This window comes from Rhizobium sp. 9140, from assembly GCF_900067135.1.
Lineage (GTDB): Bacteria > Pseudomonadota > Alphaproteobacteria > Rhizobiales > Rhizobiaceae > Ferranicluibacter.
On the sequence record NZ_FJUR01000001.1, the window covers coordinates 3187499 to 3211144 of the forward strand.

Consider the following 23646-nt stretch of genomic DNA (forward strand, 5'->3'; position numbering starts at 1 on the left):
TGCGCTCCTAGCTCCCGACCGCGAGAGAAAATGCCGGCGCGACGGAGAGCCGGCGGAGCCGGCCTTCGGCCACCCAGCGATCGACCAGCCGCGCTTCGGCCGCAAAGGGATGTCCCTCCCAGCCGACATGGGTGAACCCGGCGAGCGCGATATCCGCTGCGGGATGAGCGCCGAGCACATCGCCAATAACGACGAGGCCGCTGCTCGGCACGATGTAGGGGGCCGGCGAAAAACCGGCGAGCGCTGTCTCCAGCGAACGTTGCGTTTCCGCCTCGAGCACCCGGACGATCTTGTCGGCCGCAAGCGCAAAGGCCTCGAACCCCGCCGTCTCGTCGTCGCAGAAATCATCGAGCTCCGGATGCGTGATGGCGAGCGGCGCCCGGAGTGCCGCAAAGAGTGCGGGGTTGCGGACGCACCAGATACCGGCTGCCGCGACCACTGCGGGATGCGCGCCCCAGGCCGTCGGCAGGATGTTGGCGTGCAGAGCCGAGGGCGCCGACGTTCCCAGCATCATTTTTGCCGGCCGGCCGGTGTTGCAGACGGCAACGATATCCGTTCGCTGGCCCGGGCGATACGAGCGGCAATCATTGAACCGGATGACGCAATCGGCAGACGCGATCTCCTTGGCGGCGCTGTCCGGCACCGGCCCATTGCCAACGATCACGATGCGCGCACCGGTCTTCACAGCGTTCTCCCGTCCGTCTTTCTGCCGTCCGAGCCAGCAGTCTGCTTCATGTTCGGCCCGCATCGAGACGATCAGCGATCGGCCAGCGCCGCGTTCAGTTCGTCCGTCCGCTTGGTCGTCAGTTCCGCAAGACAACCTGCCACCAGCATCGGTTCCATGCTGCCACCGCGCGCCTCGAAGCCGGCAAGCGCGCACTGCCCGTCACGATAGGCGATCCAGGCACGTTGCGCGGTCTTCAGCGCTTCCACCGCGCCGACCATGTGGTCGCCCAGATCGGCGAGATCCTTGTCCATCGCCTGCGCACGCGCCAGCGTCTTGCGATAGGCCGCGTTCAGCGCCACGTCCGCGGTCTCGTAGTCCTGCTGCGAACACGCCGTCATGTCGCTCTGGGTAACCGCCTTGCTGCAATCGGGATCATCCGGCCCGGCGGACGAGGCAGACCCTGCCCCGAAAACCAGAGAGAAGGCCAGCGTAGCGCCCGGATATGCGAGCCGCATCACCATGTCAGAGCGCACCCATGACCTTCTGGCGGAAGCCATAGACTTCCCGTTTGCCCGCGAAGGGAATAAGCGTCACGTCGCGCGTCTGCCCCGGCTCGAAGCGCACGGCCGTACCGGCGGGAATATCCAGCCGCTTGCCATGGGCCGCCTCGCGATCGAAGGTCAGTCCGGCATTGGTCTCGGCGAAATGATAGTGGCTGCCGACCTGCACCGGCCGGTCGCCGGTGTTCGACACCTCGATCGTTACCGTTTCCAGCCCGACATTCAGCTCGATCTCGCCGTCTGCCGCAAGGATTTCACCGGGGATCATCTTGTCTCTCCTGAAGGTCTCGATAGGCATGTTGCACGGCGATCATGGCAGGCTGAGGATGCTGTCGCCTCGGCATCACGCCGCCGCAGCACAGCCCGCGAGCTTCACCACGCGCTCCGTGGAAGCGGGATTGTTCACCATCTTCTCAGCCGGCCGCACAGGCCGGCGAACGAGCTCGCCTGTGCAATTCGGGCAACGCCCGCCGAGCACGTCGCGCGCGCAGGCGGCACAGAAGGTGCACTCGAAACTGCAGATCATCGCCTCGCGGCTGTCGGCCGCCAGATCCGTGTCGCAGCATTCGCAATTGGGTCGAAGCGCCAGCATGGAAAACCTCAGCGGATGGGTTCGTGAACGGTAACGAGCTTCGTTCCGTCCGGGAACGTCGCCTCGATCTGGATGTCATGAATCATTTCTGGGATCCCTTCCATCACCTGCTCGCGCGTGATGACATGAGCGCCGGCCTCCATGAGGTCGGGAACCGAACGGCCGTCGCGCGCGCCCTCGACCACGAAATCGGTGATCAGCGCGATGGCTTCGGGATGGTTCAGCTTGACGCCACGCTCCAGCCGGCGGCGCGCCACCATGGCGGCCATCGAGATCAGCAGCTTGTCTTTTTCGCGGGGAGTAAGGTTCATGCGACGCGATCCATCATCATCTTCGACATTCTCTACAGGCTCCAGACTTTCGGCACAGACGCGCTCCTGCGCAAGTGCGAAATCATCGGCACGAGGATTTTTCGCAGGGCGAAGCCGTCCTTCGCCACGATCCGTGCAACGAGCTTTTCCTGATCGCCGACCACGACATGGCTGACGCCGCCCGACCCGCTGGCTGCACCTCTGTCCAAGCGTTCGCGGAGCGGCTTCAGATGGCGCTCGCATCCGCTCGCGGTGAAGAACAGCGTGGCGAAGGCGACGTGACCGCTCAGCGAAAAAGCGCGCCGCGTCAGCGCATCGATATCCCCGGACAGCCGCATATTCTCGGCATGCAGCAGCGCACCACCCTTCACGATCCGCCACCGGTCGCGAAAAAGGCCGTTCCGCATGCGCTCGCCCATGGCGGCACGCCCGAGCAGCACGGCCTCGACGGCCAGAAACTCGGCATCCGCGTCAAGCTCGACATCCAGCGACCGCGTCATCGAGGCCCGGTCGAACAGGATCGTCTCCTGCGGTAGCCAGTGGACGCGGGACCCGGCCTCCGCCCGGATCGTCGTCGTCACCGAGGTCGTGCCGGCGCTGGCCTTGTAGATCTTCTCGCAGGCCTGCGTCGTTAGCGTCAACTCGGTATCCGCACCGGCGCCGAACCGCCAGTCCATCACGTCACCACCGGTCAGCCCGCCCGAACTGTTGATCAGCACGGCTTCCATGCTGCCGTCGAACATGGTCGGCAAGCGCAGCTTGGCGCACCCTTCCTGATAGAACTCCTGCAGCCGCGTTCGTCCGCCGGCATGCTTTGCCACAAGGCGCCCGCGCCCGAAGGCGCGCTGCGGCGCTGCCGCCAGCCCCTCCTGCCCGGGTTTAGACATGGCCTCAGACATGGCCTCCGGCTGGGACTCAACCAAGGCCTCAGACATGCGTTGCGCGATCAAACCGTGAGGTGCCTTCGGGCTTCCGGCGTGTCGAGCGTTTCGGCCGGGCCTTCATGCACAATCTCTCCGCGATCCATGATGTAGACATGGTCTGCAAGCTCGCGGCAGAAGTCAAGATATTGTTCCACAAGCAAAATCGCCATCCCCGTGGAATCACGCAAATACTGGATCGCCCGTCCGATATCCTTGATGATCGAGGGCTGGATGCCCTCCGTCGGCTCGTCGAGCACGAGGATCTTCGGACGTGTGACGAGCGCCCGGCCGATGGCAAGCTGCTGCTGCTGCCCGCCCGAAAGGTCGCCACCGCGCCGCCCGAGCATGGATTTGAGAATGGGGAACAGCGCGAAGATCTCGTCCGGCACGAAGCGGTCCTTGCGGGCGACGGGGGCGTAGCCGGACTCAAGGTTCTCCTTGACGGTGAGAAGAGGAAACACCTCCCGCCCCTGCGGCACGAAACCGACGCCGAGGCGTGCGCGGTTATAGGGCGCCATGCCGTTCATGACGGTATCGTTGAAGGTCACCTTGCCGGCGCTCGTCGCATGCTGGCCGGTGACCGAGCGCAAAAGGCTGGTCTTGCCCACGCCGTTGCGGCCGAGCACGCAGGTGATCTTGCCCATCGGCGCCGTGATGGAGACGCCGCGCAGGGCCTGCGCCGCACCGTAATGAAGGTTGATATTGTCGACGGTCAGCATGAGGCACCTCGTTCGGTGGGCGGGGTCGAGGCATCGGAGGCTGAAGCGCTTGCGGGAAGGAAAGCCCTCTCTGCCCTGCCAGCCATCTGCCCCACAAGGGGGGAGAAGACCCTTGGCTGGGCGTCCACATCAAAGCGAGGATGGCGCTTGAGTCCATCGGAGGCGACGTGCTGAACCGCGAACATCGAGACATTGTAATGCATTGAAATCACCGTCCCAGATAGTTTTCGATGACTTTGGGATCGTTCGACACGAAGTCGATCGAGCCCTCCGCGAGAACCGAGCCCTCGGCAAGGCAGGTGACCTTGACGCCGAGGTCGCGGATGAAGCCCATGTCGTGCTCCACCACCACGACCGAGCGGGTCTTGGCGATTTCCTTGAGCAGGATCGCGGTCTCCGCGGTCTCTGCGTCCGTCATGCCGGCGACGGGCTCGTCCACCAGCAGCAGCTTCGGTTCCTGCGCCAGCAGCATGCCGATTTCCAGCCACTGCTTCTGCCCGTGCGACAGGCTTCCCGCGAGATGATCCTTCCGGGCCGTCATGCGCACGGTTTCGAGGATCTCCTCGATCCGCGCCTTGTCGGCTGGCGTCAGCGTGTAGAACAGCGTGGCGAAGACGCCGCGTTTGCGGTTCAGCGCCAGTTCGATATTGTCCCAGACGGTATGGCTCTCGAACACTGTCGGCTTCTGGAATTTCCGGCCGATGCCCAGCTGCGCGATATCCGCCTCGTCCTTTTTGGTCAGGTCCACCTGCCCGTCGAAATAGACTGTGCCGCTGTCGGGCCGCGTCTTGCCGGTGATGATGTCCATCATCGTTGTCTTGCCCGCGCCGTTCGGGCCGATGATCGCCCTGAGCTCGCCGGGCGCCACCACGAAGGACAGCGCATTCAGCGCCTTGAAGCCATCGAAGGAAACCGAGACGCCATCGAGATAAAGGAGGCTGTTGGTGATCTTCTCGTCCATGGCGCTCACTCCGCGGCTTGAGGTTGAACGTCGACGGCGTCACGGGCGGCAACGGTGCGCCCCTTCTCGGCTTCGGCGGCGGCCTTGTAGTCCCGACGCGAGGCAAATCCCTGCTGGATGGTGCCGACGATGCCCTTCGGCAGGAAGAGCGTGGTGGCGACGAAAAGGGCGCCGAGCGCGAACAGCCAGAACTCCGGGAAGGCGGCGGTGAAGATGGACTTGCCGAAGTTGACCAGCACCGCCCCGATGATCGGCCCGATCAGCGTCCCCCGCCCGCCGACAGCCGTCCAGATGACGACCTCGATGGAGTTGGCGGGCGCGAACTCGCCCGGGTTGATGATGCCGACCTGCGGCACGTAGAGCGCGCCGGCAACGCCTGCGATCATGGCGGAAAAGGTGAAGATGAAGAGCTTCATGTTCTCGACGCGATAACCGAGAAAGCGCGTCCGGCTTTCCGCATCCCGCACCCCGACCAGCACCTTGCCGTATTTCGACTGCACGATGGCGGAGGAGAGGAGCAGAACGAGCGCGAGAACGATGCCGGTGATGGCGAACAGCGTGGCGCGCGTTTCCGGCGCCTGGATGTTGAAGCCGATGATGTCCTTGAAATCGGTCAGGCCGTTATTGCCGCCGAAGCCCATTTCGTTGCGGAAGAAGGCGAGCAGCAGCGCATAGGTCATCGCCTGCGTGATGATGGAGAGGTAGACGCCGGTGACGCGCGAGCGGAAGGCGAGCCAGCCGAAGACGAAGGCGAGCGCGCCCGGCACCAGCACCACCATCAGGGCCGCGAAGGGGAATGAATCGAAGCCGGTCCAGTACCAGGGCAGTTCCTTCCAGTTCAGGAAGACCATGAAGTCGGGCAGGATCGGATTGGCATAGACGCCGCGCGCGCCGATCTGGCGCATCAGATACATGCCCATGGCATAGCCGCCGAGCGCGAAGAAGGCCCCGTGGCCGAGCGAGAGAATGCCGCAATAGCCCCAGACGAGATCGAGCGCGAGCGCGAGCAACGCGTAGCAGAGATACTTCCCGAACAGCGGCACGACATGGGACGGCACATGCAGCGGGTTGCCGGGATCGAGCAGCAGGTTGGAGGCGGGAACCGCAATGGCGATGAGGAGGATCAGTGCGGCGAGGGCCAGAACCTTTTTCTCGTGGGCGTGGATGAGCCGGGTCGTGAACATTATTCGATCGACCTCCCCTTGAGGGCGAACAGGCCGCGCGGCCGCCGCTGGATGAACAGGATGATGAGGACGAGGATCAGGATCTTGCCGAGAACCGCGCCCGCATAGGGCTCGAGGAACTTGTTGGCGATCCCGAGCGTCATGGCGCCGACGAAGGTTCCCCAGAGATTGCCGACCCCGCCGAAGACCACGACCATGAAGCTGTCGATGATGTAGTTCTGCCCGAGATTGGGCGAGACGTTGTCGATCTGGCTCAACGCCACCCCGGCGATGCCGGCGATGCCGGAACCGAGACCGAAGGTCATCGCGTCCACCATCGGCGTGCGGATACCCATGGATGACGCCATGCGCCGGTTCTGCGTGACGGCGCGCATCTGCAGGCCGAGGCGCGATCGTTTAAGAAGCGTCAGCAGAGCCAGGAACACCGCCAGCGAGAAGACGATGATCCACATGCGGTTCCAGGTGATGGCGAGCCCGCCGAAGTCGAACGTTCCCGACATCCAGCTCGGATTGTCCACCTGCCGGTTGGTCGGCCCGAAAATGGTGCGGATGGTCTGCTGCAGGATCAGCGACAGGCCCCAGGTGGCAAGCAGCGTCTCCAGCGGCCGGCCATAGAGGAAGCGGATGATGCCGCGCTCGATGGCGACGCCGACGAGACCGGTAAAGAGAAAGGCGATCGGCACCGCGAAGGCGAGCGAGAAAGTGGAGAGACCGGGCGCGAACGAGGCGACTGTCTGCTGCACGACATAGGTCGTGTAGGCGCCGAGCATCACCATCTCGCCATGCGCCATATTGATGACGCCCATGACGCCGAAGGTGATGGCAAGGCCGATGGCGGCGAGCAGCAGGACCGAGCCGAGCGACAGTCCGTACCAGACGTTCTGCACCACATCCCACACAGCAAGGCTGCTGGTGATGCCGTCGATGCGGCTCTGGATCACCGGCACGAGATCCGGCGGGGCCGTGGAAAGCGCTGCGGTGAGGATGTTGAGCGCGCCGCGGTCGCCTCGCGCGGCGACGTTCTCGATCGCCGCCTTCTTGTCTTCGGCGCTCGCATCCGTCTTCAGGATCAGCACCGCCCTGGCAGATTCCATCGCCGCCTTGACCTCGGCATCGCCCTCCTTCGAGAGAGCCCCGTCGAGCAGCGCGAGATTGGCGGTATCGCCGCTCGCCAGCAGCGCCTGTGCGGCGGAAAGCCGAGCATTGCGGTCGGGGCTGAGCAGGGTCAGCTGGCTCATGGCGTCGCCAATGGCGCCGCGCAGCATATTGTTCAGCCGGATCTTCTGCAGGCTGGCCGCAGGCACGCCCTCGACAGGCGCCCCGGTCACCGGATCGGACACGACGTCGCCCTCGACGAGATAGACCGCGCCGCCCGTTTTCGGTGCAAACAGTTCGCCGGCGCTGAGCTTTTCGAGGATCTCGGGTACCTTCGGGTCGCCGGTCGCGGCAAGCTGCTTCACCGCCTCCACCTTCTGCGGAAACGCGGTCGCGCCCAGCCCGTCGATCAACGGCTTCAGCGCATCCTGCGCTTGCGCGCCACTTGCCGCGCCGGTCGTGAAGGCAAGGCCGAGCCCAAGGAGAAGAAGAACGATCCGAAGTGCGCGCGATGTCAGCTGCATGTGTGTCAAAGCCCCTTCACGCGGCAGGACGGCGGTGTAACGCGCGCATCTGCCCAAGAATTCCGCAGGAACGACCTTTCGGTTGCGCTTTTGCGGGTACGACATTGCAGGAAAGCCCTCATCCGTCCGTGTCCGGCCTGATCCATGCATGTTCCGTGCCATGCCTGGAGTGTCCTGAACGCAACGCACGATCGCTTCCCCTGAGGAAGAGTGTCTCCGCCCGGAGCAAAAACCGGACGGAGACGATGGCGTCTAAAATATCCTGCAATAAACTTTGGCGATGCGGCCCGAAGGTCGCACCGGAAAGGCGTGCTTCATGAAATCCGTCTGGAAAAACAATCTCTGAAGGCGGAGATCAGGAACCCTTGCCGCCGCACTTGCCCGTTGCAACGTTGAAGTTGCCGCAGGACATCGGCTTGCGCCAATCGGAGATCAGGTCCTTCGAGTCCGGCAGGAAGTCCGACCACTCGTCGCCGACGACCTGGGGGGTCTGCTGGACAATTTCGAACTGGCCGTCGCCCTGGATTTCGCCGATCAGCACGGGCTTGGTGATGTGGTGGTTCGGCATGACGGTGGAGTAGCCGCCCGACAGGTTGGGAACCGAGGTGCCGATGATCGTGTCGAGAACGGCGTCCGTATCGGTCGTGCCGGCAGCCTCGACGGCCTTCACCCAGGCGGAGAAGCCGATATAGGCGGCTTCCATCGGATCGTTCGTCACGCGCTTGTCGTTCTTCGTATAGGCATGCCACTGCTTGATGAACTCGGCATTGGCAGGCGCATCGACGGACTGGAAGTAGTTCCAGGCAGCAAGGTGACCGACGAGCGGCTTGGTGTCGAGACCGGCAAGCTCTTCTTCACCGACCGAGAAGGCGACGACCGGAATATCGGTGGCCTTGATGCCCTGGTTGCCGAGTTCCTTGTAGAAGGGAACGTTGGCATCGCCGTTGATGGTGGAGACGACGGCCGTCTTCTTGCCGGCCGAGCCGAATTCCTTGATCTTCGCAACTTCCGTCTGCCAGTCGGAGAAGCCGAACGGCGTGTAGTTGACGATGATGTCTTCCTTGGCCACGCCTTTGGCGATCAGGTAGGCTTCCAGGATCTTGTTGGTCGTGCGCGGATAGACGTAATCGGTGCCTTCGAGCACGAAGCGCTCGACGCCTTCGTTTGCGATCAGGTAATCGACAGCCGGGATGGCCTGCTGGTTCGGAGCGGCGCCCGTATAGAAGATGTTGCGCGAGGACTCTTCGCCCTCGTACTGGACCGGGTAGAAGAGAATGGAGTTCAGCTCTTCGAACACCGGCAGGACCGACTTGCGCGACGAGGACGTCCAGCAGCCGAACACGGCCGCGACCTTGTTGACGGAGATCAGTTCGCGCGCCTTTTCGGCAAACAGCGGCCAGTCGGACGCGGGATCGACGACGACGGCCTCGAGCTTCTTGCCGAGAACGCCACCCTTCTTGTTCTGCTCCTCGATGAGCATCAGCATGGCGTCTTTCAGCGTCGTCTCGGAAATGGCCATCGTGCCGGACAGCGAGTGCAGAACGCCGACCTTGATGGTGTCGTCAGCCGCGTTGACGGCAGAAAATGCCGTGGTTGCCAGGGCGCAGGCCAGAAATGCGCTTAAGGTATGGGATTTGAATGACATCGGAGAACCCCTCTCGTTCTTTGGCGCCGTTTCCTTATGGAGTGTTAACGGGTCGCAACGGGACTATCCGCCAGCCCTTGTGCAATGCACATACGTCAATTGACGTAGGTCGGAACCGCAGATGCCGCGTGCGTTCCCGCCGGAAACATGCGGTCTGTCTGGACAGGGGGACGCATTGTCTTCAAGATCGACCGAACCCCGATCCGTCGCGACCTTCCTCCCGCGATCTCGCTTGCCGACAAGGATGTTGCTCCGCACCATGAAAACCTCGAAATGACAGCCCGGCAGCGCATCATTCCGGTCCGGCGCGAGTATAATCGCTGGGTCGCGGACCAGACGCTGGAGGATTATGCCCTGCGGTTCACGGCCAAAAGCGCCCGGCGCTTTTCGGCCAGCCGCATTTCCCAGACCGCCATCGGCGCGATTTCCTTTCTCGCGCTGGAGGCGATCGGCGGCACGATCACCCTTTCCTACGGCACGACGAACGCATTCTACGCCATCCTCGCCGCCGCCATCGCCATGCTCCTTATCGGCATGCCGATCAGTCGCTACGCCATCCGCCACGGCGTGGATATCGACCTTCTCACGCGCGGCGCGAGCTTCGGCTATATCGGCTCCACCATCACCTCGCTGATCTATGCCAGCTTCACCTTCATGCTGTTCGCCATCGAGGCATCGATCATGACGGGCGCGCTGAACCTCGCCTTCGGCATCCCGCTCTGGATCGGCTACATCATCAGCGCCGTCGTGGTCATTCCGCTCGTCGTCTACGGTGTCCAGCTCATTTCGCGCTTCCAGCTGATCACCCAGCCCTTCTGGATCGTGCTCAACATCCTGCCGTTCGTCTTCATCGCCTATTCGGACTGGGAGAAGTTCGATCTCTGGCGTGCCTTCGCCGGCATCGCCCATTCGAATGCGCAGGTCGGCGGCGCGACGCCGTTCGATCTGATCGAGTTCGGCGCCGCCTCCGCGGTTATCCTGGCGCTGATGCCGCAAATCGGCGAACAGGTGGACTTTCTGCGTTTCCTGCCGCCGGAAGGCATGAAGAAGTGGCGGCATCGCCTCGCCGTCTTTCTGGCGGGACCCGGATGGGTGGTGGTCGGCGTGCCGAAGCTGCTCGCGGGCTCGTTCCTCGCCGTGCTCACGCTCTCCACCGGCGTGCCTGCCGGCGAGGCTGCGGACCCGTCGCGTATGTATCTTGCAGCCTTCGGCTACATGATCCCCAACGACACGGCCGCCCTCGTGCTCATGGCCGCCTTCGTGGTCGTCTCGCAACTGAAGATCAACGTGATGAATGCCTATGCGGGCTCGCTCGCCTGGTCGAATTTCTTCTCCCGCCTGACGCACAGCCATCCCGGCCGCGTCGTCTGGCTGGTGTTCAACGTCGCCATTGCCCTCCTCCTCATGGAGTTCGGCATCTACAAGCTGCTCGAAGCCACCCTCGGCGTGTTCTCCATCATCGCCATGTCCTGGCTCTGCACGCTCTCGGCCGATCTCTTCATCAACAAGCCGCTCGGCCTCTCGCCTGATGGCATCGAGTTCAAGCGCGCCCATCTCTACGACATCAACCCGGTCGGCCTCGGCGCCATGTTCGCGTCTGCCGGCGTGGCCCTTGCCGCTCATTTCGGCCTTTTCGGCACCGTCATGGCATCGCTGTCGACTTACGTCACGCTCATTGCCTTCCTCGTCTCCCCCGCGCTCGCCTATGCCACGCGCGGCCGCTACTATCTCGCGCGCAAGCCGCGCGCGCACTGGAAGCTGCGCGCCACCATCACCTGTTCCATTTGCCAGCATCCATTCGAGCCCGAAGACATGGCCTATTGCCCGGCCTATGCCGCGCCGATCTGTTCGCTCTGCTGCTCGCTCGACAGCCGCTGCCACGATATCTGCAAGCCGCATGCGCGAGTGAATGCACAGACCGCCGCCGTCGCCCGCAGGCTACTGCCCGAGCGCATCGTCGCGGCACTCGCCAGTCGCCTCGGCCGCTATGCCACCGCCGTCGTCATCGCCGTCTCCGCCATCGGCGCCATCCTCGCCATGATCGCCTACCAGACCGGTTCCGCCTCGCCCATTGCCGCCGAGGTCATCAACCGCACCATCGGCATCGTCTTCTTCGTGTTCACCGTCGTCACCGGCGTGGTCTGCTGGTTCTATGTGCTGGCCCATGACAGCCGGCTCGTGGCAGAGGAGGAATCGTCCCGCCAGAACACCTTGCTTCTCAAGGAGATCGCCGCCCACAAGAAGACGGACGCCGCGCTGCAATATGCAAAGGAAACCGCCGAGGCCGCCAACCGCGCCAAGAGCCGCTATGTCGTCGGCCTCAGCCACGAGCTGCGCACCCCGCTCAACGCCGTCATGGGCTATGCCCAGATCCTCGAGCGTGACGAGACCATTCCCGCCCCCCGGCAAGCGGCCATCCGCGTCATCAAGCGGAGCGCCGACCATCTCTCGGGGCTCATCGACGGCCTGCTCGACATCTCCCGCATCGAGGCCGGTCGGCTGCAGGTTTTCTCCAACGAGATCAATATTCAGGACTTTCTCGACCAGATCGTCGATATGTTCCGTCCCCAGGCTCAGGCCAAGGGCCTCGCCTTCGAGCATGTAAGGGCGCCCGGCCTGCCGACGCATGTCCGCACAGACGAAAAGCGCCTGCGACAAATCCTCGTCAATCTTCTTTCCAACGCCGTCAAATTTACCGATCGCGGCGTCGTGCGCTTCGAAGTGGCTTATCGCAGTCAGGTTGCGACGTTTACCGTGACCGACACCGGTCGCGGCATCTCCGAGGCCGACCGCCCCCGCATTTTCGAGCCGTTCCAGCGCGGCGAGGCCGAAACCATCCGCCCCATGCCGGGCCTTGGCCTTGGCCTCACGATCACGCGGCTTCTGACCGAAACGCTGGGCGGCGAAATTCAGGTCACGAGCGAGCGCGACAGGGGCTCGACCTTCCGCGTGCGGCTGATGCTGTCGGCTGTTGCCCGCCCTGCGGCCGTTCCCACACCCCAGCGAGACGTGACCGGCTATGCCGGCCCGCGCCGCACCATCGTCGTCGTGGACGACAACGAGGATCACCGGGAGCTGATGCGCGAGGTATTGATCCCGCTCGACTTCGTTGTTCTTACAGCCATCGGCGGCGCCGAGTGCTTGACGCTCATCGAGGGCATCGAGCCCGATCTCTTTCTGGTCGATATCTCCATGCCCGGCATGAGCGGCTGGCAGCTGGTCTCGCGCCTGCGCGAGCACGGGCAGACCGCGCCCATCATCATGCTGTCGGCCAACATAGGGGACGGCAGTCTGGCCAGCCAGCACACTGGCCACAACGATACGCTCGCCAAGCCTTTCGTCATCCGGCAACTCAAGGACAAGATTGCCGTCAATCTCGGCCTTGAGTGGACGCATGACGACTCCCCACAGCCGGCCGAGCCCATAGCGCCCCGGCCTATACTCGTCCCTGACGCATCGCATATCGAAGAACTGATCCGGCTCGGCGAAATCGGCTATATCAGGGGCATCGAGGCAAAACTCGCCGAGCTTGCGCGCGACGCCGCCCACCAGCCCTTTGCCGAGGCGGCCCGCGCCTACGTGCAGGCCTTCGACATGGCCGGCTACGCCACCTTTCTCGAAACAGCAGCCGTCCGAAGCGACCCGTTGCCGGAAGGAGACCACCGGTGAGCGACGCACCCCGCCCCCGCGATATCGTGTTGATCGTCGATGACAGCCCGGAAACCCTCGGCTTCCTCACCGACGCGCTGGAGCAATCCGGCTTCTCCGTGCTGATCGCCACCTCCGGCCCGGCTGCCCTGAAGGTCGTCGCCAGGATCACGCCCGACATTGTGCTGATGGACGCCGTCATGCCGGAGATGGACGGATTCGATACCTGCCGGCGGCTGAAGGCGCTTGCCGACATCGCCCCCGTTCCCGTGATTTTCATGACCGGGTTGACGGAGACGGAGCACATCGTCCACGCGCTCGAATCCGGCGGCGTGGATTACCTCTCCAAACCCATCAATATCGACGAGCTGCGCGCCCGCATCCGCGTCCACCTCGGCAACGCCCGCTCCGCCCAGAGCGCCCGCGTCGCGCTGGATGCGGCCGGTCGGCATCTGCTCGCGGTGCGCGGCAATGGCGCGCTGCACTGGTCGACGCCGCAGGCGACCCGACTGGTCGATACCGCCATCGGCTCGGAGGACGGGCTTGATGCCGTCTCCGACCAGATCGCCCTTTTCCTGCGCGACCGCACCAGTGGCAAGGACGCCCCCCTCGTCATCGAGAGCGCCGGTGTCCCCGTCCTGCAACTCGCCTTTCTCGGCACCGTCGGCAGCGACGAATACCTGTTCCGCCTCACCGCCGTGAGCCAGACCACCGACGAGGAAGCCTTGCGCCGGCATTTCTCCCTGACGATGCGCGAGGCGGAAGTCCTCGTCTGGATCGCCAAGGGCAAATCCAACCGCGATATCGCCGAAATCCTCGGCCTCTCCGCCCGCACCGTCAACAAACACCTCGAGCAGATCTACGTGAAGCTGGGCGTCGAGAACCGGGCTTCGGCCGCGGTGAAGGCGACGAATGCGCTGAGCCAGAGTTGAGGGGTTGTTCATCACACCCGGAAAACACGGAAAAGCCCGGCACAGGGCCGGGCTCTCCTCGTTGCGAACACAAAGGCCGAAGCCGTTATGTCTTACATCTGCGGGAAGTAGCTGTACTTGCCGTCCGGGCCTTTTTTCCACTCGTACATGACGTAGCCGGGAAGCTTCGGGTCGCCCTTTTCGTCGAACGACATATCGCCGAGAACGGTCTTGAACGGACCCTTTTCCTTCATCGCGGTGGCAACGGTTTCAGGATCGATCGAGCCGGCGGCCTTCGCAGCTTCTGCGATCGTCTGCAGAGCGGCATAGGAGTAGAGCGTGTAGGCTTCCGGGTTGAAGCCGGCGGTCTTGAACTTCTCGACCAGTTCCTTGTTCTCCGGGCGGAGCGTCGGATCGGGGCCGAAGGTGTTGAGCGTGCCTTCAACGGCGTCGCCGGCGATCGAGGCCAGTTCGTTGGAGACGATGCCGTCACCCGAAACGAGCGTTGCCTTGAGGCCCTGGTCTGCCGACTGGCGGATGATCAGGCCGGCTTCGGTGTGGAGGCCACCCCAGTAGATCACGGAAACGCCGGCTTCCTTCATCTTGGCGATGAGGGCCGAGAAGTCCTTGTCGCCGGTGTTGACGCCTTCGTACATGACTTCCGTCATGCCGGCAGCGTTCATCGCCTTCTTGGTTTCGTCGGCAAGGCCCTGGCCGTAAGGCGTCTTGTCATGAATGACGGCGACCTTGGCGTCCTTGAACTTTTCAGCAAGATACGCGCCGGCAACGCCGCCCTGCTGGTCGTCACGGCCGCAGGTGCGGAACGTGTTCCAGAGGCCGCGCTCGGTAAAGACGGGGTTGGTTGCAGCCGGCGTGATTTCGAGAATGCCGTTTTCTGCGTACACTTCCGACGCAGGGATCGAAACGCCCGAGTTGAAGTGACCAATGACGTATTTCACGCCGTCGGCAACGAACTTGTTGGCAACCGAAATGCCCTGCTTCGGGTCGGACACGTCGTCGCCGAGAACGATCTTGATCTGCTCGCCGTTGATGCCGCCGGCGGCGTTGATGTCAGCGGCTGCCTGCTCGGCACCCTTCTGGAGCTGCGCGCCGAATGCGGCGTTCGGGCCGGTCAGCGGACCGGCAACAGCGATCGTGATGTCCGCCCAGGCCTGGCCGCTGAACGCGACCATCGCCGTCAGCGCAACAGCCGACAAAAGTGACTTCTTCATCCTGTAACTCCCAATTTTCAAGCGGGTCTGTTGCCATAGCCAACGCAGTTCCCACTCTGACTGCGCCGGTGTTCGTTGTGGCCGAGGCGATGCACCTGCGGCTGTTCCCTTATTATTTATTCTTCCACGAGAACGGTGATGCCTTCTCGTAAAGCCAGTAGTAGCTGCTGACCATTTGGCGTGTCCGGTAGAAACGGAAGCCAGCGGTAGAAAACAGCAAAAGAATGATCGTGTCCACGACGTAGTAGTGCAGGCTGAACATCGTGCCGTTGAACAGTGCGTGATGCACGAAACGGATGCCGAGACCGAGCAACAGCGTGTAGACCACGACGGTCGTATAGGTCTGCCAGCCGTCCGCGACGCTCTTGCCCGTGCGCCAGGCGCTCCAGCCGCCGAGCACACAGGTGATCAGCATGAACTGAAGGATCGAAGGCTCTTCGTGAAGAATGCCCTGCATGTCAGAAACTCCCGATGGAAGGGATGAGGGAAGCGGCGCTCAATGGTGCCCGCCTTCGAGATAGGCGGCGCGCACTTCCGGATTGGCCAGCAATTCCCGGCCGCCGCCGCTCATCGTCACCTGTCCGTTGACCATCACGTAGCCGCGATGCGACAGCTTGAGCGCGGCGAACGCGTTCTGCTCGACGAGGAACACGGTCAGCCCCTCTTCCTCGTTCAGCTTCTTGATTGCCGCGAAAATGCCCTTGACGATCAGCGGCGCGAGACCGAGCGACGGCTCGTCGAGAAGCAGGAGCTTGGGGCGGGCCATCAGCGCGCGGCCGATGGACAGCATCTGCTGCTCGCCGCCCGAAAGCGTGCCGCCGCGCTGCGACTGGCGCTCCTTCAGCCGCGGAAACAGCGTGAAGATCTTCTCGATATCCTCGTTGAAATATTTGAGGTTGTCGAGGCTCGCGCCCATCTGAAGGTTCTCATAGACCGTCATGCGCGGAAAGATGCGCCGGCCCTCGGGCGACTGGGCGATGCGCAGCCGGGCGATCTCGTGGGTCGGCATGCGGGTGATGTCCTGACCATCGAAGATGACGGAGCCGGTTCGCGCCTGCGGACTGCCGCAGATGGTCATCATCAGCGTCGACTTGCCGGCGCCGTTCGCACCGATCATGCAGACGATCTCGCCGGGTTCCACAACGACATCGACGCCGCCGAGCGCCCGGATATTGCCGTAATAGGTCTCGACGTTCTTGACGTGAAGCAGCGGGCTCATGGGCGCTCTCCCGTGCTGCCGGCACCATGACCGACCGTTGCCGCAACCTCTTCCACTTCCGCGATCACCTCGTCGACCTCATCATCCTCGACGCCGAGATAGGCCGCAATGACCTTCGGGTCGTTCTGTACGAACTGCGGATTGCCGTCCGAGATCTTCTGTCCGTATTCCAGCACGACGACGTGATCGGAGATTTCCATGACCACCGACATATCGTGCTCGATCAGCAGGATCGACGTGCCGGTGTCGGTGCGGATATCGCGCAGCAGCGTGTTGAGCGCCAGCGACTCGCGCGGGTTGAGACCCGCTGCGGGCTCGTCCAGGCACAGAAGCTCCGGCTGCGTGCACATGGCGCGGGCGATTTCCAGCCGGCGCTGGGCACCATAGGGAAGATCGCCGGCCGGATCGTCGGCCCGGTCGGTCAGCGATGCCTTGTCGAGCCAGTATTTTGCAAGCTCGATGCTGGCCAGCGACGCCTTCTTGTAGGCCGGGAAGCCGAAGAGGCCGAGAATGGTGTAGCCGGATGCCCGCATCAGCGCATTGTGCTGGGCGACCAGCAGGTTTTCCAGCACCGTCAGACCCGAGAACAGGCGAATGTTCTGGAAGGTACGGGCGACCTTCGCCCGCTTGGTGATCTCGAAGTCCGGCAGGCGCTCCAGCAGGAACTCCTTGCCGCCCTTCTGCCGCATCGTGATCATGCCCATGGTCGGCTTGTAGAAGCCGGTGATGCAGTTGAACACGGTGGTCTTGCCGGCCCCGTTCGGGCCGATGAGGGCGGTGATCTCGCCGCGCGTGGCTTCGAACGAGAAGTCGTTGATGGCCATCAGACCGCCGAAGCGCATGGAGAGATGTTCGACCTTGAGGATTGGATCCTTGGACATTGTCGTCGCCGTTCCCGTAACCATCAGCCGTGCCCTTCCTTGGTAAAGCTTCCCGACACGTTCTTCCGGGTGTGGAGGAAGGCCGATGGTGCGCGGGAACCGACGAAGCCACGCGGCTTGAACAGCATCACGACCACCATGGCGAGACCGAAGATCAGCATGCGATAGAGTTCCGGGGTAAACTCAGGGCCGAAGACGACCTTGAGGAAGTTCATTTCCCGCAGCAGTTCCGTGCCGCCGACCATGACCACGGCTGCAATCGCGATGCCGGTGAGCGAGCCCATGCCGCCGAGAACGACGATGGCGAGGATGACAGCGGACTCGATGAACACGAAGCTTTCCGGCGAAACGAAGCCCTGGCGGGCGGCGAAGAACGAGCCGGCGAAACCGCCGAACATGGCGCCCGTGGCAAAGGCGGTCAGCTTGGTCGTGACCGTGTTGATACCGAGCGAGCGGCAGGCGATCTCGTCCTCACGCAGCGCTTCCCACGCACGGCCGATCGGCATGCGGCGCAGGCGAATGGTAACATAGGCCGTGAGCATGCAGAGCAGCAGGATCACGTAGAACAGGAAGATCTTGTAGTAGGCCGACGACATCGGCAGGCCGAAGACCTTGGCGAAGTTCGACGGCGAGCCGACGTCGAACGACCAGATGCCGAAGATCGACGCCTTGGCGATGCCCGAGATCCCGAAGGTGCCCTTGGTCACTTCCGTCCAATTGATCAGCACGAGGCGGATGATCTCACCGAAGGCGAGCGTCACGATGGCGAGATAGTCGCCCCGCAGGCGCAGGACAGGAAAGCCGAGAATGATGCCCCACAGCGCCGCAAAGATGCCTGCCAGCGGCAGGAGCACCCAGAAGGAGAGGCCGAAATGGGTGGACAGCAGCGCGTAGGAATAGGCGCCGACCGCGTAGAAGGCGACATAGCCGAGATCGAGCAGGCCTGCGAGGCCGACCACGATGTTGAGGCCCCAGGCCAGCATCACGTAGATCAGGATCTGAATGCCGAAATTGTCGACCAGCAGCAGCGAACCCTGAACGCCGCGCAGCATGACCGACACCGGCGGATAGATCAGCAGCGCGATCAGCGCGATCTTGAGGAAGTGGCGGTGGAAAAACCCCTTGTCCTCGGACACGTCGAGGATGCCGCTCTTGGCTTTCGCAAGCTTGCGCTTGTCGAGCGTCGGCCGGATGAAGGCGACGTTGAGGAAGCGACCGACGGCAGCGACGCCGACAAAGACCGCGAGCAGGCCCCAGCGCATGCGCCAGACGAGCTCATTGTTGATGTTCTGGTAGGTCTCGACGCCGACGAAGAGGCAGAAGAGGCCGAGCGAGACGAGGCCTGCGAAGAAGGCTTCCTTAAGAGCACGCGCCATGACGCTGGGCTCGGCATGTGGTTCTGAGACGGGAGAGGACATGTTCGCCATGGACTTATACCTTCTCCACTTCGGGCCGGCCGAGAATGCCGGTCGGCTTGAAAATCAGAACGACCGCGAGGATGACGAAGGTTGCGACGTCCTTGTAGGCGATGGAGAAATAGGCCGACCACAGGCTTTCGATGAGGCCGATGAGGATGCCGCCGAGAACGGCGCCCGGCAGCGAGCCGATGCCGCCCAGAACGGCCGCCGTAAAGGCCTTCACACCGGGAATAAATCCATCGGTGAAGACGGCGACGCCGTAATACATCAGATACATCGTACCGGCGACGGCAGCGAGCGCAGCACCCATAATGAAGGTGATGGAGATCGTGCGATCGACGTCGATGCCAAGCAGTGCCGCCATCTTGCGGTCCTGCTCGGTAGCACGCTGCGCCCGACCGAGCGGCGTCTTGTTGACGATGTACCAGAAGATGGTCAGCAGCACGGCGGTGACGACGATGATCACGATCTGCTTCAGCGAGATCGAAATGCCGAGCACCTGAAAGTTGGAATTGACCAGCGGCGGGATCGGCTTGTTGCGCGGCCCCTGCACGACCTGGATGAAGTTGGACAGCGCGATCGACATGCCGATGGCGGTGATCAGCGGCGCAAGCCGGAACGATCCGCGCAACGGCCGGTAGGCAATCCGCTCGATCGTCCAGTTCCACAGACCCGCCAGCAGCATGGCCACGATCATCATCACCAGGAGAGCGAGGACGACGGGGATGCCGGCAAACAGGGTCGTGAGAATCAGGAAGACGATGAGGGCCGCGAAACTGCCCAGCATGAAGATATCGCCATGGGCGAAGTTAATCATGCCGATAATGCCGTAAACCATCGTATAGCCGATGGCTATCATGCCGTAGATAGATCCAAGAGTCAGCCCGTTGACGAGCTGTTGGACGAAATACACCATCTATTTTCCCCTGGACCAGATCCCTTGGCGGGTCCGGCCTCTTGTTCTGCAGTCCATTGAGGACCCGACGTTTGCGGGGATTCCATACTGTTTTCGGTCGAAAAGAAAAGCACAAAAAGAAGGCACCCAACAGATTCTTTTCCATTCAGAAAATTTCTGGCAGTTTCCTCGGCAATCGGCTGAATGGGAAGCAGTCGGCGCTTACATTTTATGCATATCAGCATGTTGGCAAGGGCATCGAGCCTTACTGCTCTCAGGTCATCAAACTGAATTTGCTAACGAAACGCGCGATGCGCGTGACGCGACTACAAAATCGTGCTCGTAAGGCTCGGCCCACAACACCACGAATTGTAACGCCCGGTCACAGGGATTTGCCTGACGAATGCGGCAGAACCCTGTAAGGTTGTGGTGATAACGCGGTGGGCGCCGGGACGCGAGGCCACCGCCAGACCGAAAAGGAGCGCGGCGAGCGCAATGTTGGACGTGTTGGAGAGGGCGGCGGTAGAGGCCGGGCGGGCAGTCATCGACGTCTATAATGTGGGTGCGGAGGTCCGTTACAAGGAGGATGCATCGCCGGTTACGGATGCGGACGAAAGCGCGGAACGCATCATCCTGCGGCATCTTCAGGGTGCCTTTCCCGGCATTCCCGTGGTTGCGGAAGAAGCCGCTTCGGCGGGCCTCGTTCCCGATATCGACGGACGCGCTTTTTTCCTTGTCGATCCGCTGGATGGCACGAAGGAATTCGTCGGCCGCAATCACGACTTCACGGTCAATATCGCGCTGATCGAACAGGGCGCGCCGACGCTGGGCGTGGTCTACGCGCCGGCCCTCGGTATCCTCTATGCAGCGGAGCGCAACCAGGCCCGCAAGTCCGTCGTGTCCGGCCAGACGGATATCGGCACCCCCACTGTCATCGGCTGTCGCCAGCGCGGCGACCGCATCGTCGCACTCGCCAGCCGCTCGCACAACAGCGCGGAGACCATCGCCTACCTCGCCGAACACGGCGTCACCGATTACGAGTCGGTCGGCTCCTCGCTGAAATTCTGCCTTCTCGCGGAAGGTCTCGCCGACATCTATCCGCGCCTCAGCCGCACGATGGAATGGGACACGGCAGCCGGCGATGCCGTGCTGCGCGCGGCCGGCGGGGAAACCGTGACCATGGATGGCAACCCGCTCTTCTACGGCAAGCGCAACCAGACCGACGATGTGGACTTCGCCAATCCGCATTTCGTCTCCCGCGGCCGGGCCTGACGCTCGTTGCGACTCAAAGCATGGGGCGCCGCTTCGTTCGCCCCCCGCATGCTCTGACGCCGCGGGGAAAGAAATCCGCAAAAGGCCCATCAAAACAGCGCCGCACCTCCCTGCGGTTCCCCGCCCCCTTTACCGCGCGCACACTACCGGCACCCCCTGACAGGAGATGCCGATGAGCGAGATGACCCCCAACCTCGAAATGCCTTACATCCTGCCATCGCAGGCGCAGAAGCATGTCACGCACAATGAGGCGCTGCAGCGGCTGGATGCCGTGACGCAACTCGTGATCGCCGCGCGTCTGGCGCATCCCCCTGTGAATCCCGGCGAAGGCGCTTGCTACGAGATCGCGCCTTTGCCAACGGACGAATGGACCGGCAAGGCCGGCAAGATCGCCGTACGGCAGGATGGCGCATGGACCTTCGTCACGCCCCGCCCCGGCTGGCGGGCCGTCTTTGCGAGCGACTTCCGGCTGTACATCCATGACGGGACGGCCTTCCGCGTCTACGATGCCACGGCCGGTCTTGAGCGGCTGGGTATCAACGCGACCGCCGACGAGGTCAATCGCCTCGCTGTGTCGGCAGATGCAACGTTGCTCAGCCATGCCGGTCACGGCCATCAGCTGAAGATCAACAAGGCATCGCCCGACGACACGGCCAGCCTCCTCTTTCAGAGCGGCTGGTCCGGTCGGGCGGAAATAGGCCTGAACGGTACGGAGACCTTCGCGATTAAGACCAGCCCCGACGGCACGTCCTGGCAGGAGGCCTTGAGCGTGGACGCAGCCGGCCGCGTTCACCTGCCGCAGAGGCCCATCGCCCGCGCGAGCACGCCGGTGGGCACGGCAACGCCTGCGAATGGCAGCGAAAGCGGCTTTGCGACAATGCCGCTCTCTCAAGGCGGCTTCGCGCTTGGGGCGACGGCGGCTGGCGGCGGCAAGAGCCTTATCGTGCCGGCAACGGGGATCTATCTGGTCACGCTCAAAGCGGAGGTCGAGCCGAGCGGCGCCTTTTCCCTTGCCGTAAAGGCGGGAACGCAAGCCGTGGCCACCCTGCGTGCGTTTTCAGGCCCGTCAGCCCGACATGCGACTATGGTCACAGGCCTTGCAGCCATGACGGCAGGGGATCCGGTAACATTGTCCCATACGGGCAGCGCCACCTTCACCTTCGGCGAAGACCGGACGGAAGTGCTTATCGCGATGCTTTAGAAGAGACTTCGGCGGGTTCCGCGCCGGCATCTCCCACAGCCGACACGGAGGCGAGCAACTGGCTCATCGACGTCTCGTTGAAGGGCTTGGTGATGCGTGGCCGGTCCCGGTGGCTGCCGGGGAACATGGCGCTTTCGCCATAGCCGCTGACGAAACCGAACGGCGTATCACGGGACACGAGAATGTTGGCGAAATCGAAGCTCGTCTCGCTACCCAGATTGACGTCGAGGAGCGCGAAGTCGAACGCATGCTCATCGACAAGCTGTTTGGCCTGCGCGACATTCGTTGCGATATCGACGGTCTCGACGCCCAGCGTGCGCAGAATATCCTCGGCTTCCATCGCGATGATGAAATTGTCTTCCAGGACGAGGACACGTTTGATTGACAAGAGTGTTTCCAAACGCAGCACCAGGATCCGATCTTACAGAGGCTTCAAGTCGCCCAACATAAATATGATTCGACGTCCTCGAATTCAACACTAGTGCTTATCACGCAGGGTCACATTTAAATAAGACATAGCGAAGGTTGGAGGCGGTAACGGCAGGCATTACGCTACCATCAAGATACCCCTGGGAATAGCACCAGGAATGGGAAAAACAGCAGCATATTTTCGAGAGCCCTTATGTTGGACTGGAACTTTTAACGCTTCGGGAGCATTCTGGTTTTCGGGAGAACAAAAGGGAGGAAATCATGACAGCCAGCGATATCGAAAGACTGGAACAAGCAGCACGAAGCGTGTTCGGCCATGATGACGGCGATACTCTGATCGTCGAGGAGCATCAGAGCTTTGCCGATCGTATCCGCGCCTTCTTCCAGAAACGGCTACCAGCGCGCCCGGCATCGGTACCAAGCGTCTAGGCCCGATATCCGTCAGATAAACGGACGCCGGACGGCTTCCAGGCCGTCCCAGTCCGCAACACGCATCAGCCCTTCGGCGTCCAGCACGTCGCACCCGCGATCCGCCCAGCGAATAAGGTTGCGCTCGGCAAGTTTTTTCAGCGTCTTGTTCGTGTGAACGATCGAGAGCCCCAACGTATCGGCAACATGCTGCTGTGTGAGCGGGATAGAGACGCGCTCGCCTCTGAAAAGGTTCGACACCCCCGCCCTTTGCGAAAGGAACGACAGCAGATAGGCTGCTCGCTCCAGCGCCGTACGCCGTCCGATGCTCAATAGGTGTTCATCGAGAATCCGTTCTTCCTGCGAGGCGATCCAGGTCACGTCGAAAGCGAGATCGGGATGGTTGCGATAGACCTGCCCGAGGCGCTCGCGCTCGAACACGCAGAGCGTCAGCGCTGACAGCGCCTCCACCGAATGCTTCATCTCCCCCATCAGACTCCCTTGCAGGCCGACGAGATCGCCCGGCATGATGTAATTCAGAATTTGCCGGCGGCCATCGCCGAGCATCTTGTAGCGAAAGCCCCAGCCGGACAGCACGGTGAACAGATGCGCGCTGTGGCTTCCTTCGCTCAGCACCGTGGTTCCCGCATCCACCGACAGTTCGCCGGTCTTGAAGTGCGACACAAATGCAAGCTCCTCAGGCTGAAATTCGCGGAAGGTCGGCAGGTGACGCAGGGGACATTGTTCGCACGGCGTCTGCCGGCTATTGCGCGTTCTCGGGGGATACATAGGGACTCGAAGAGGGAGACGGATGGATGACGGGAGCGGAAGAGCACGCTCGGCGAGGCAGTCTGGCGCTGGAGGATAAGGGCAAGGCGGGGAGCGCCAAGAGGATGGACTTGAGCCTTCTCCTTACCTAGTTTCGCGGGCGACACTATTAAATTTGCTAAC

Annotated in this window: 24 protein-coding genes; 5 read left to right on the plus strand and 19 right to left on the minus strand. The window is 62.7% G+C overall.

Annotated features, from left to right (window positions below; all coding sequences use genetic code 11):
* Positions 1–7 precede the first annotated feature (7 nt).
* The 11 genes from GA0004734_RS14985 to urtA form a co-directional block, all read right to left on the minus strand.
* Entirely contained in the window at positions 8–664 is a 657-nt protein-coding gene (locus tag GA0004734_RS14985) for a Urease operon accessory protein (RefSeq protein ID WP_092936334.1), read from the minus strand.
* Positions 665–756: 92 nt separating this feature from the next.
* Positions 757–1182, minus strand: a complete 426-nt coding sequence (locus tag GA0004734_RS14990; RefSeq protein WP_092936335.1) for a lysozyme inhibitor LprI family protein — start codon at positions 1180–1182, stop codon at positions 757–759.
* 7 nt (positions 1183–1189) lie between these two features.
* The gene (locus tag GA0004734_RS14995; RefSeq protein WP_092934948.1) at positions 1190–1495 is read right to left on the minus strand and encodes an urease subunit beta; all 306 of its coding nucleotides are present in this window, start codon (positions 1493–1495) and stop codon (positions 1190–1192) included.
* Between the two features lie 75 nt (positions 1496–1570).
* A complete protein-coding gene (locus GA0004734_RS15000) occupies positions 1571–1819 on the minus strand; it encodes a DUF1272 domain-containing protein (protein WP_092934950.1) in 249 nt (82 codons plus the stop codon).
* An 8-nt stretch (positions 1820–1827) separates the two neighbouring features.
* Positions 1828–2130 (minus strand): urease subunit gamma, encoded by a 303-nt coding sequence (locus tag GA0004734_RS15005; protein ID WP_062591957.1) that lies wholly within the window; start codon positions 2128–2130, stop codon positions 1828–1830.
* Between the two features lie 32 nt (positions 2131–2162).
* Complete coding sequence (locus GA0004734_RS15010) at positions 2163–3029, minus strand: urease accessory protein UreD (RefSeq protein WP_245292434.1); 867 nt, start codon at positions 3027–3029, stop codon at positions 2163–2165.
* A 47-nt stretch (positions 3030–3076) separates the two neighbouring features.
* Positions 3077–3772, minus strand: a complete 696-nt coding sequence (urtE, locus tag GA0004734_RS15015) for an urea ABC transporter ATP-binding subunit UrtE (protein ID WP_092934952.1) — start codon at positions 3770–3772, stop codon at positions 3077–3079.
* A gap of 208 nt (positions 3773–3980) precedes the next feature.
* On the minus strand, positions 3981–4733 hold the full coding sequence (gene urtD / locus GA0004734_RS15020) for an urea ABC transporter ATP-binding protein UrtD (RefSeq protein WP_092934954.1): 753 nt from the start codon (positions 4731–4733) through the stop codon (positions 3981–3983).
* Between the two features lie 5 nt (positions 4734–4738).
* A complete protein-coding gene (urtC, locus tag GA0004734_RS15025) occupies positions 4739–5917 on the minus strand; it encodes an urea ABC transporter permease subunit UrtC (RefSeq protein ID WP_092934956.1) in 1179 nt (392 codons plus the stop codon).
* Complete coding sequence (gene urtB, locus GA0004734_RS15030; protein ID WP_092934958.1) at positions 5917–7536, minus strand: urea ABC transporter permease subunit UrtB; 1620 nt, start codon at positions 7534–7536, stop codon at positions 5917–5919. The genes urtC and urtB overlap by 1 nt, the downstream gene beginning before the upstream one ends.
* Before the next feature lie 355 nt (positions 7537–7891).
* Positions 7892–9181 carry an urea ABC transporter substrate-binding protein gene (gene urtA / locus GA0004734_RS15035; protein WP_092934960.1) on the minus strand — a complete coding sequence of 430 codons (1290 nt, stop codon included), beginning with the start codon at positions 9179–9181 and terminating at the stop codon, positions 7892–7894.
* Between the two features lie 273 nt (positions 9182–9454).
* Between urtA and GA0004734_RS15040 the strand changes: the two genes are divergently transcribed.
* Together GA0004734_RS15040 and GA0004734_RS15045 are read left to right on the plus strand one after the other, a co-directional pair.
* The gene (locus tag GA0004734_RS15040; RefSeq protein ID WP_092936337.1) at positions 9455–12850 is read left to right on the plus strand and encodes a hybrid sensor histidine kinase/response regulator; all 3396 of its coding nucleotides are present in this window, start codon (positions 9455–9457) and stop codon (positions 12848–12850) included.
* Positions 12847–13761, plus strand: coding sequence for a response regulator transcription factor (locus tag GA0004734_RS15045; RefSeq protein ID WP_092934962.1), 915 nt, complete (start codon positions 12847–12849; stop codon positions 13759–13761). Before GA0004734_RS15040 ends, GA0004734_RS15045 begins: the two co-directional genes overlap by 4 nt.
* Positions 13762–13853: 92 nt before the next feature.
* Here the strand turns inward: GA0004734_RS15045 and GA0004734_RS15050 are convergent, their stop codons facing one another.
* The 6 genes from GA0004734_RS15050 to GA0004734_RS15075 form a co-directional block, all read right to left on the minus strand.
* Positions 13854–14972: a branched-chain amino acid ABC transporter substrate-binding protein gene (locus tag GA0004734_RS15050; protein ID WP_092934964.1), complete on the minus strand. Its 1119-nt coding sequence runs from the start codon at positions 14970–14972 to the stop codon at positions 13854–13856.
* A gap of 112 nt (positions 14973–15084) precedes the next feature.
* Positions 15085–15429 carry a DUF6867 family protein gene (locus GA0004734_RS15055; protein WP_092934966.1) on the minus strand — a complete coding sequence of 115 codons (345 nt, stop codon included), beginning with the start codon at positions 15427–15429 and terminating at the stop codon, positions 15085–15087.
* Between the two features lie 39 nt (positions 15430–15468).
* Positions 15469–16191, minus strand: a complete 723-nt coding sequence (locus GA0004734_RS15060) for an ABC transporter ATP-binding protein (RefSeq protein WP_092934967.1) — start codon at positions 16189–16191, stop codon at positions 15469–15471.
* Positions 16188–17096 carry an ABC transporter ATP-binding protein gene (locus GA0004734_RS15065; protein WP_092934969.1) on the minus strand — a complete coding sequence of 303 codons (909 nt, stop codon included), beginning with the start codon at positions 17094–17096 and terminating at the stop codon, positions 16188–16190. The genes GA0004734_RS15060 and GA0004734_RS15065 overlap by 4 nt, the downstream gene beginning before the upstream one ends.
* Positions 17096–18499, minus strand: coding sequence for a high-affinity branched-chain amino acid ABC transporter permease LivM (gene livM, locus GA0004734_RS15070; RefSeq protein WP_092934971.1), 1404 nt, complete (start codon positions 18497–18499; stop codon positions 17096–17098). Before livM ends, GA0004734_RS15065 begins: the two co-directional genes overlap by 1 nt.
* 4 nt (positions 18500–18503) lie before the next feature.
* Entirely contained in the window at positions 18504–19406 is a 903-nt protein-coding gene (locus tag GA0004734_RS15075; RefSeq protein ID WP_092934973.1) for a branched-chain amino acid ABC transporter permease, read from the minus strand.
* A 474-nt stretch (positions 19407–19880) separates the two neighbouring features.
* On the opposite strand from GA0004734_RS15075, the gene cysQ reads away from it, so the two are divergent.
* Both cysQ and GA0004734_RS15085 read left to right on the plus strand, forming a co-directional pair.
* The gene (gene cysQ / locus GA0004734_RS15080) at positions 19881–20657 is read left to right on the plus strand and encodes a 3'(2'),5'-bisphosphate nucleotidase CysQ (RefSeq protein WP_092934975.1); all 777 of its coding nucleotides are present in this window, start codon (positions 19881–19883) and stop codon (positions 20655–20657) included.
* A 172-nt stretch (positions 20658–20829) separates the two neighbouring features.
* A complete protein-coding gene (locus tag GA0004734_RS15085) occupies positions 20830–21858 on the plus strand; it encodes a DUF2793 domain-containing protein (RefSeq protein ID WP_175386389.1) in 1029 nt (342 codons plus the stop codon).
* Here GA0004734_RS15085 and GA0004734_RS15090 read toward each other — a convergent pair.
* The gene (locus GA0004734_RS15090) at positions 21842–22246 is read right to left on the minus strand and encodes a response regulator (protein WP_280949496.1); all 405 of its coding nucleotides are present in this window, start codon (positions 22244–22246) and stop codon (positions 21842–21844) included. The two genes, GA0004734_RS15085 and GA0004734_RS15090, sit on opposite strands and share 17 nt — an antisense overlap.
* Before the next feature lie 302 nt (positions 22247–22548).
* Here GA0004734_RS15090 and GA0004734_RS26015 point away from each other — a divergent pair, with 302 nt between their 5' ends.
* Entirely contained in the window at positions 22549–22716 is a 168-nt protein-coding gene (locus tag GA0004734_RS26015; RefSeq protein WP_175386391.1) for a hypothetical protein, read from the plus strand.
* 12 nt (positions 22717–22728) lie between these two features.
* Here GA0004734_RS26015 and GA0004734_RS15095 read toward each other — a convergent pair whose 3' ends face one another.
* Positions 22729–23484, minus strand: a complete 756-nt coding sequence (locus GA0004734_RS15095; protein WP_092934979.1) for a Crp/Fnr family transcriptional regulator — start codon at positions 23482–23484, stop codon at positions 22729–22731.
* Between the last annotated feature and the right edge of the window lie 162 nt (positions 23485–23646).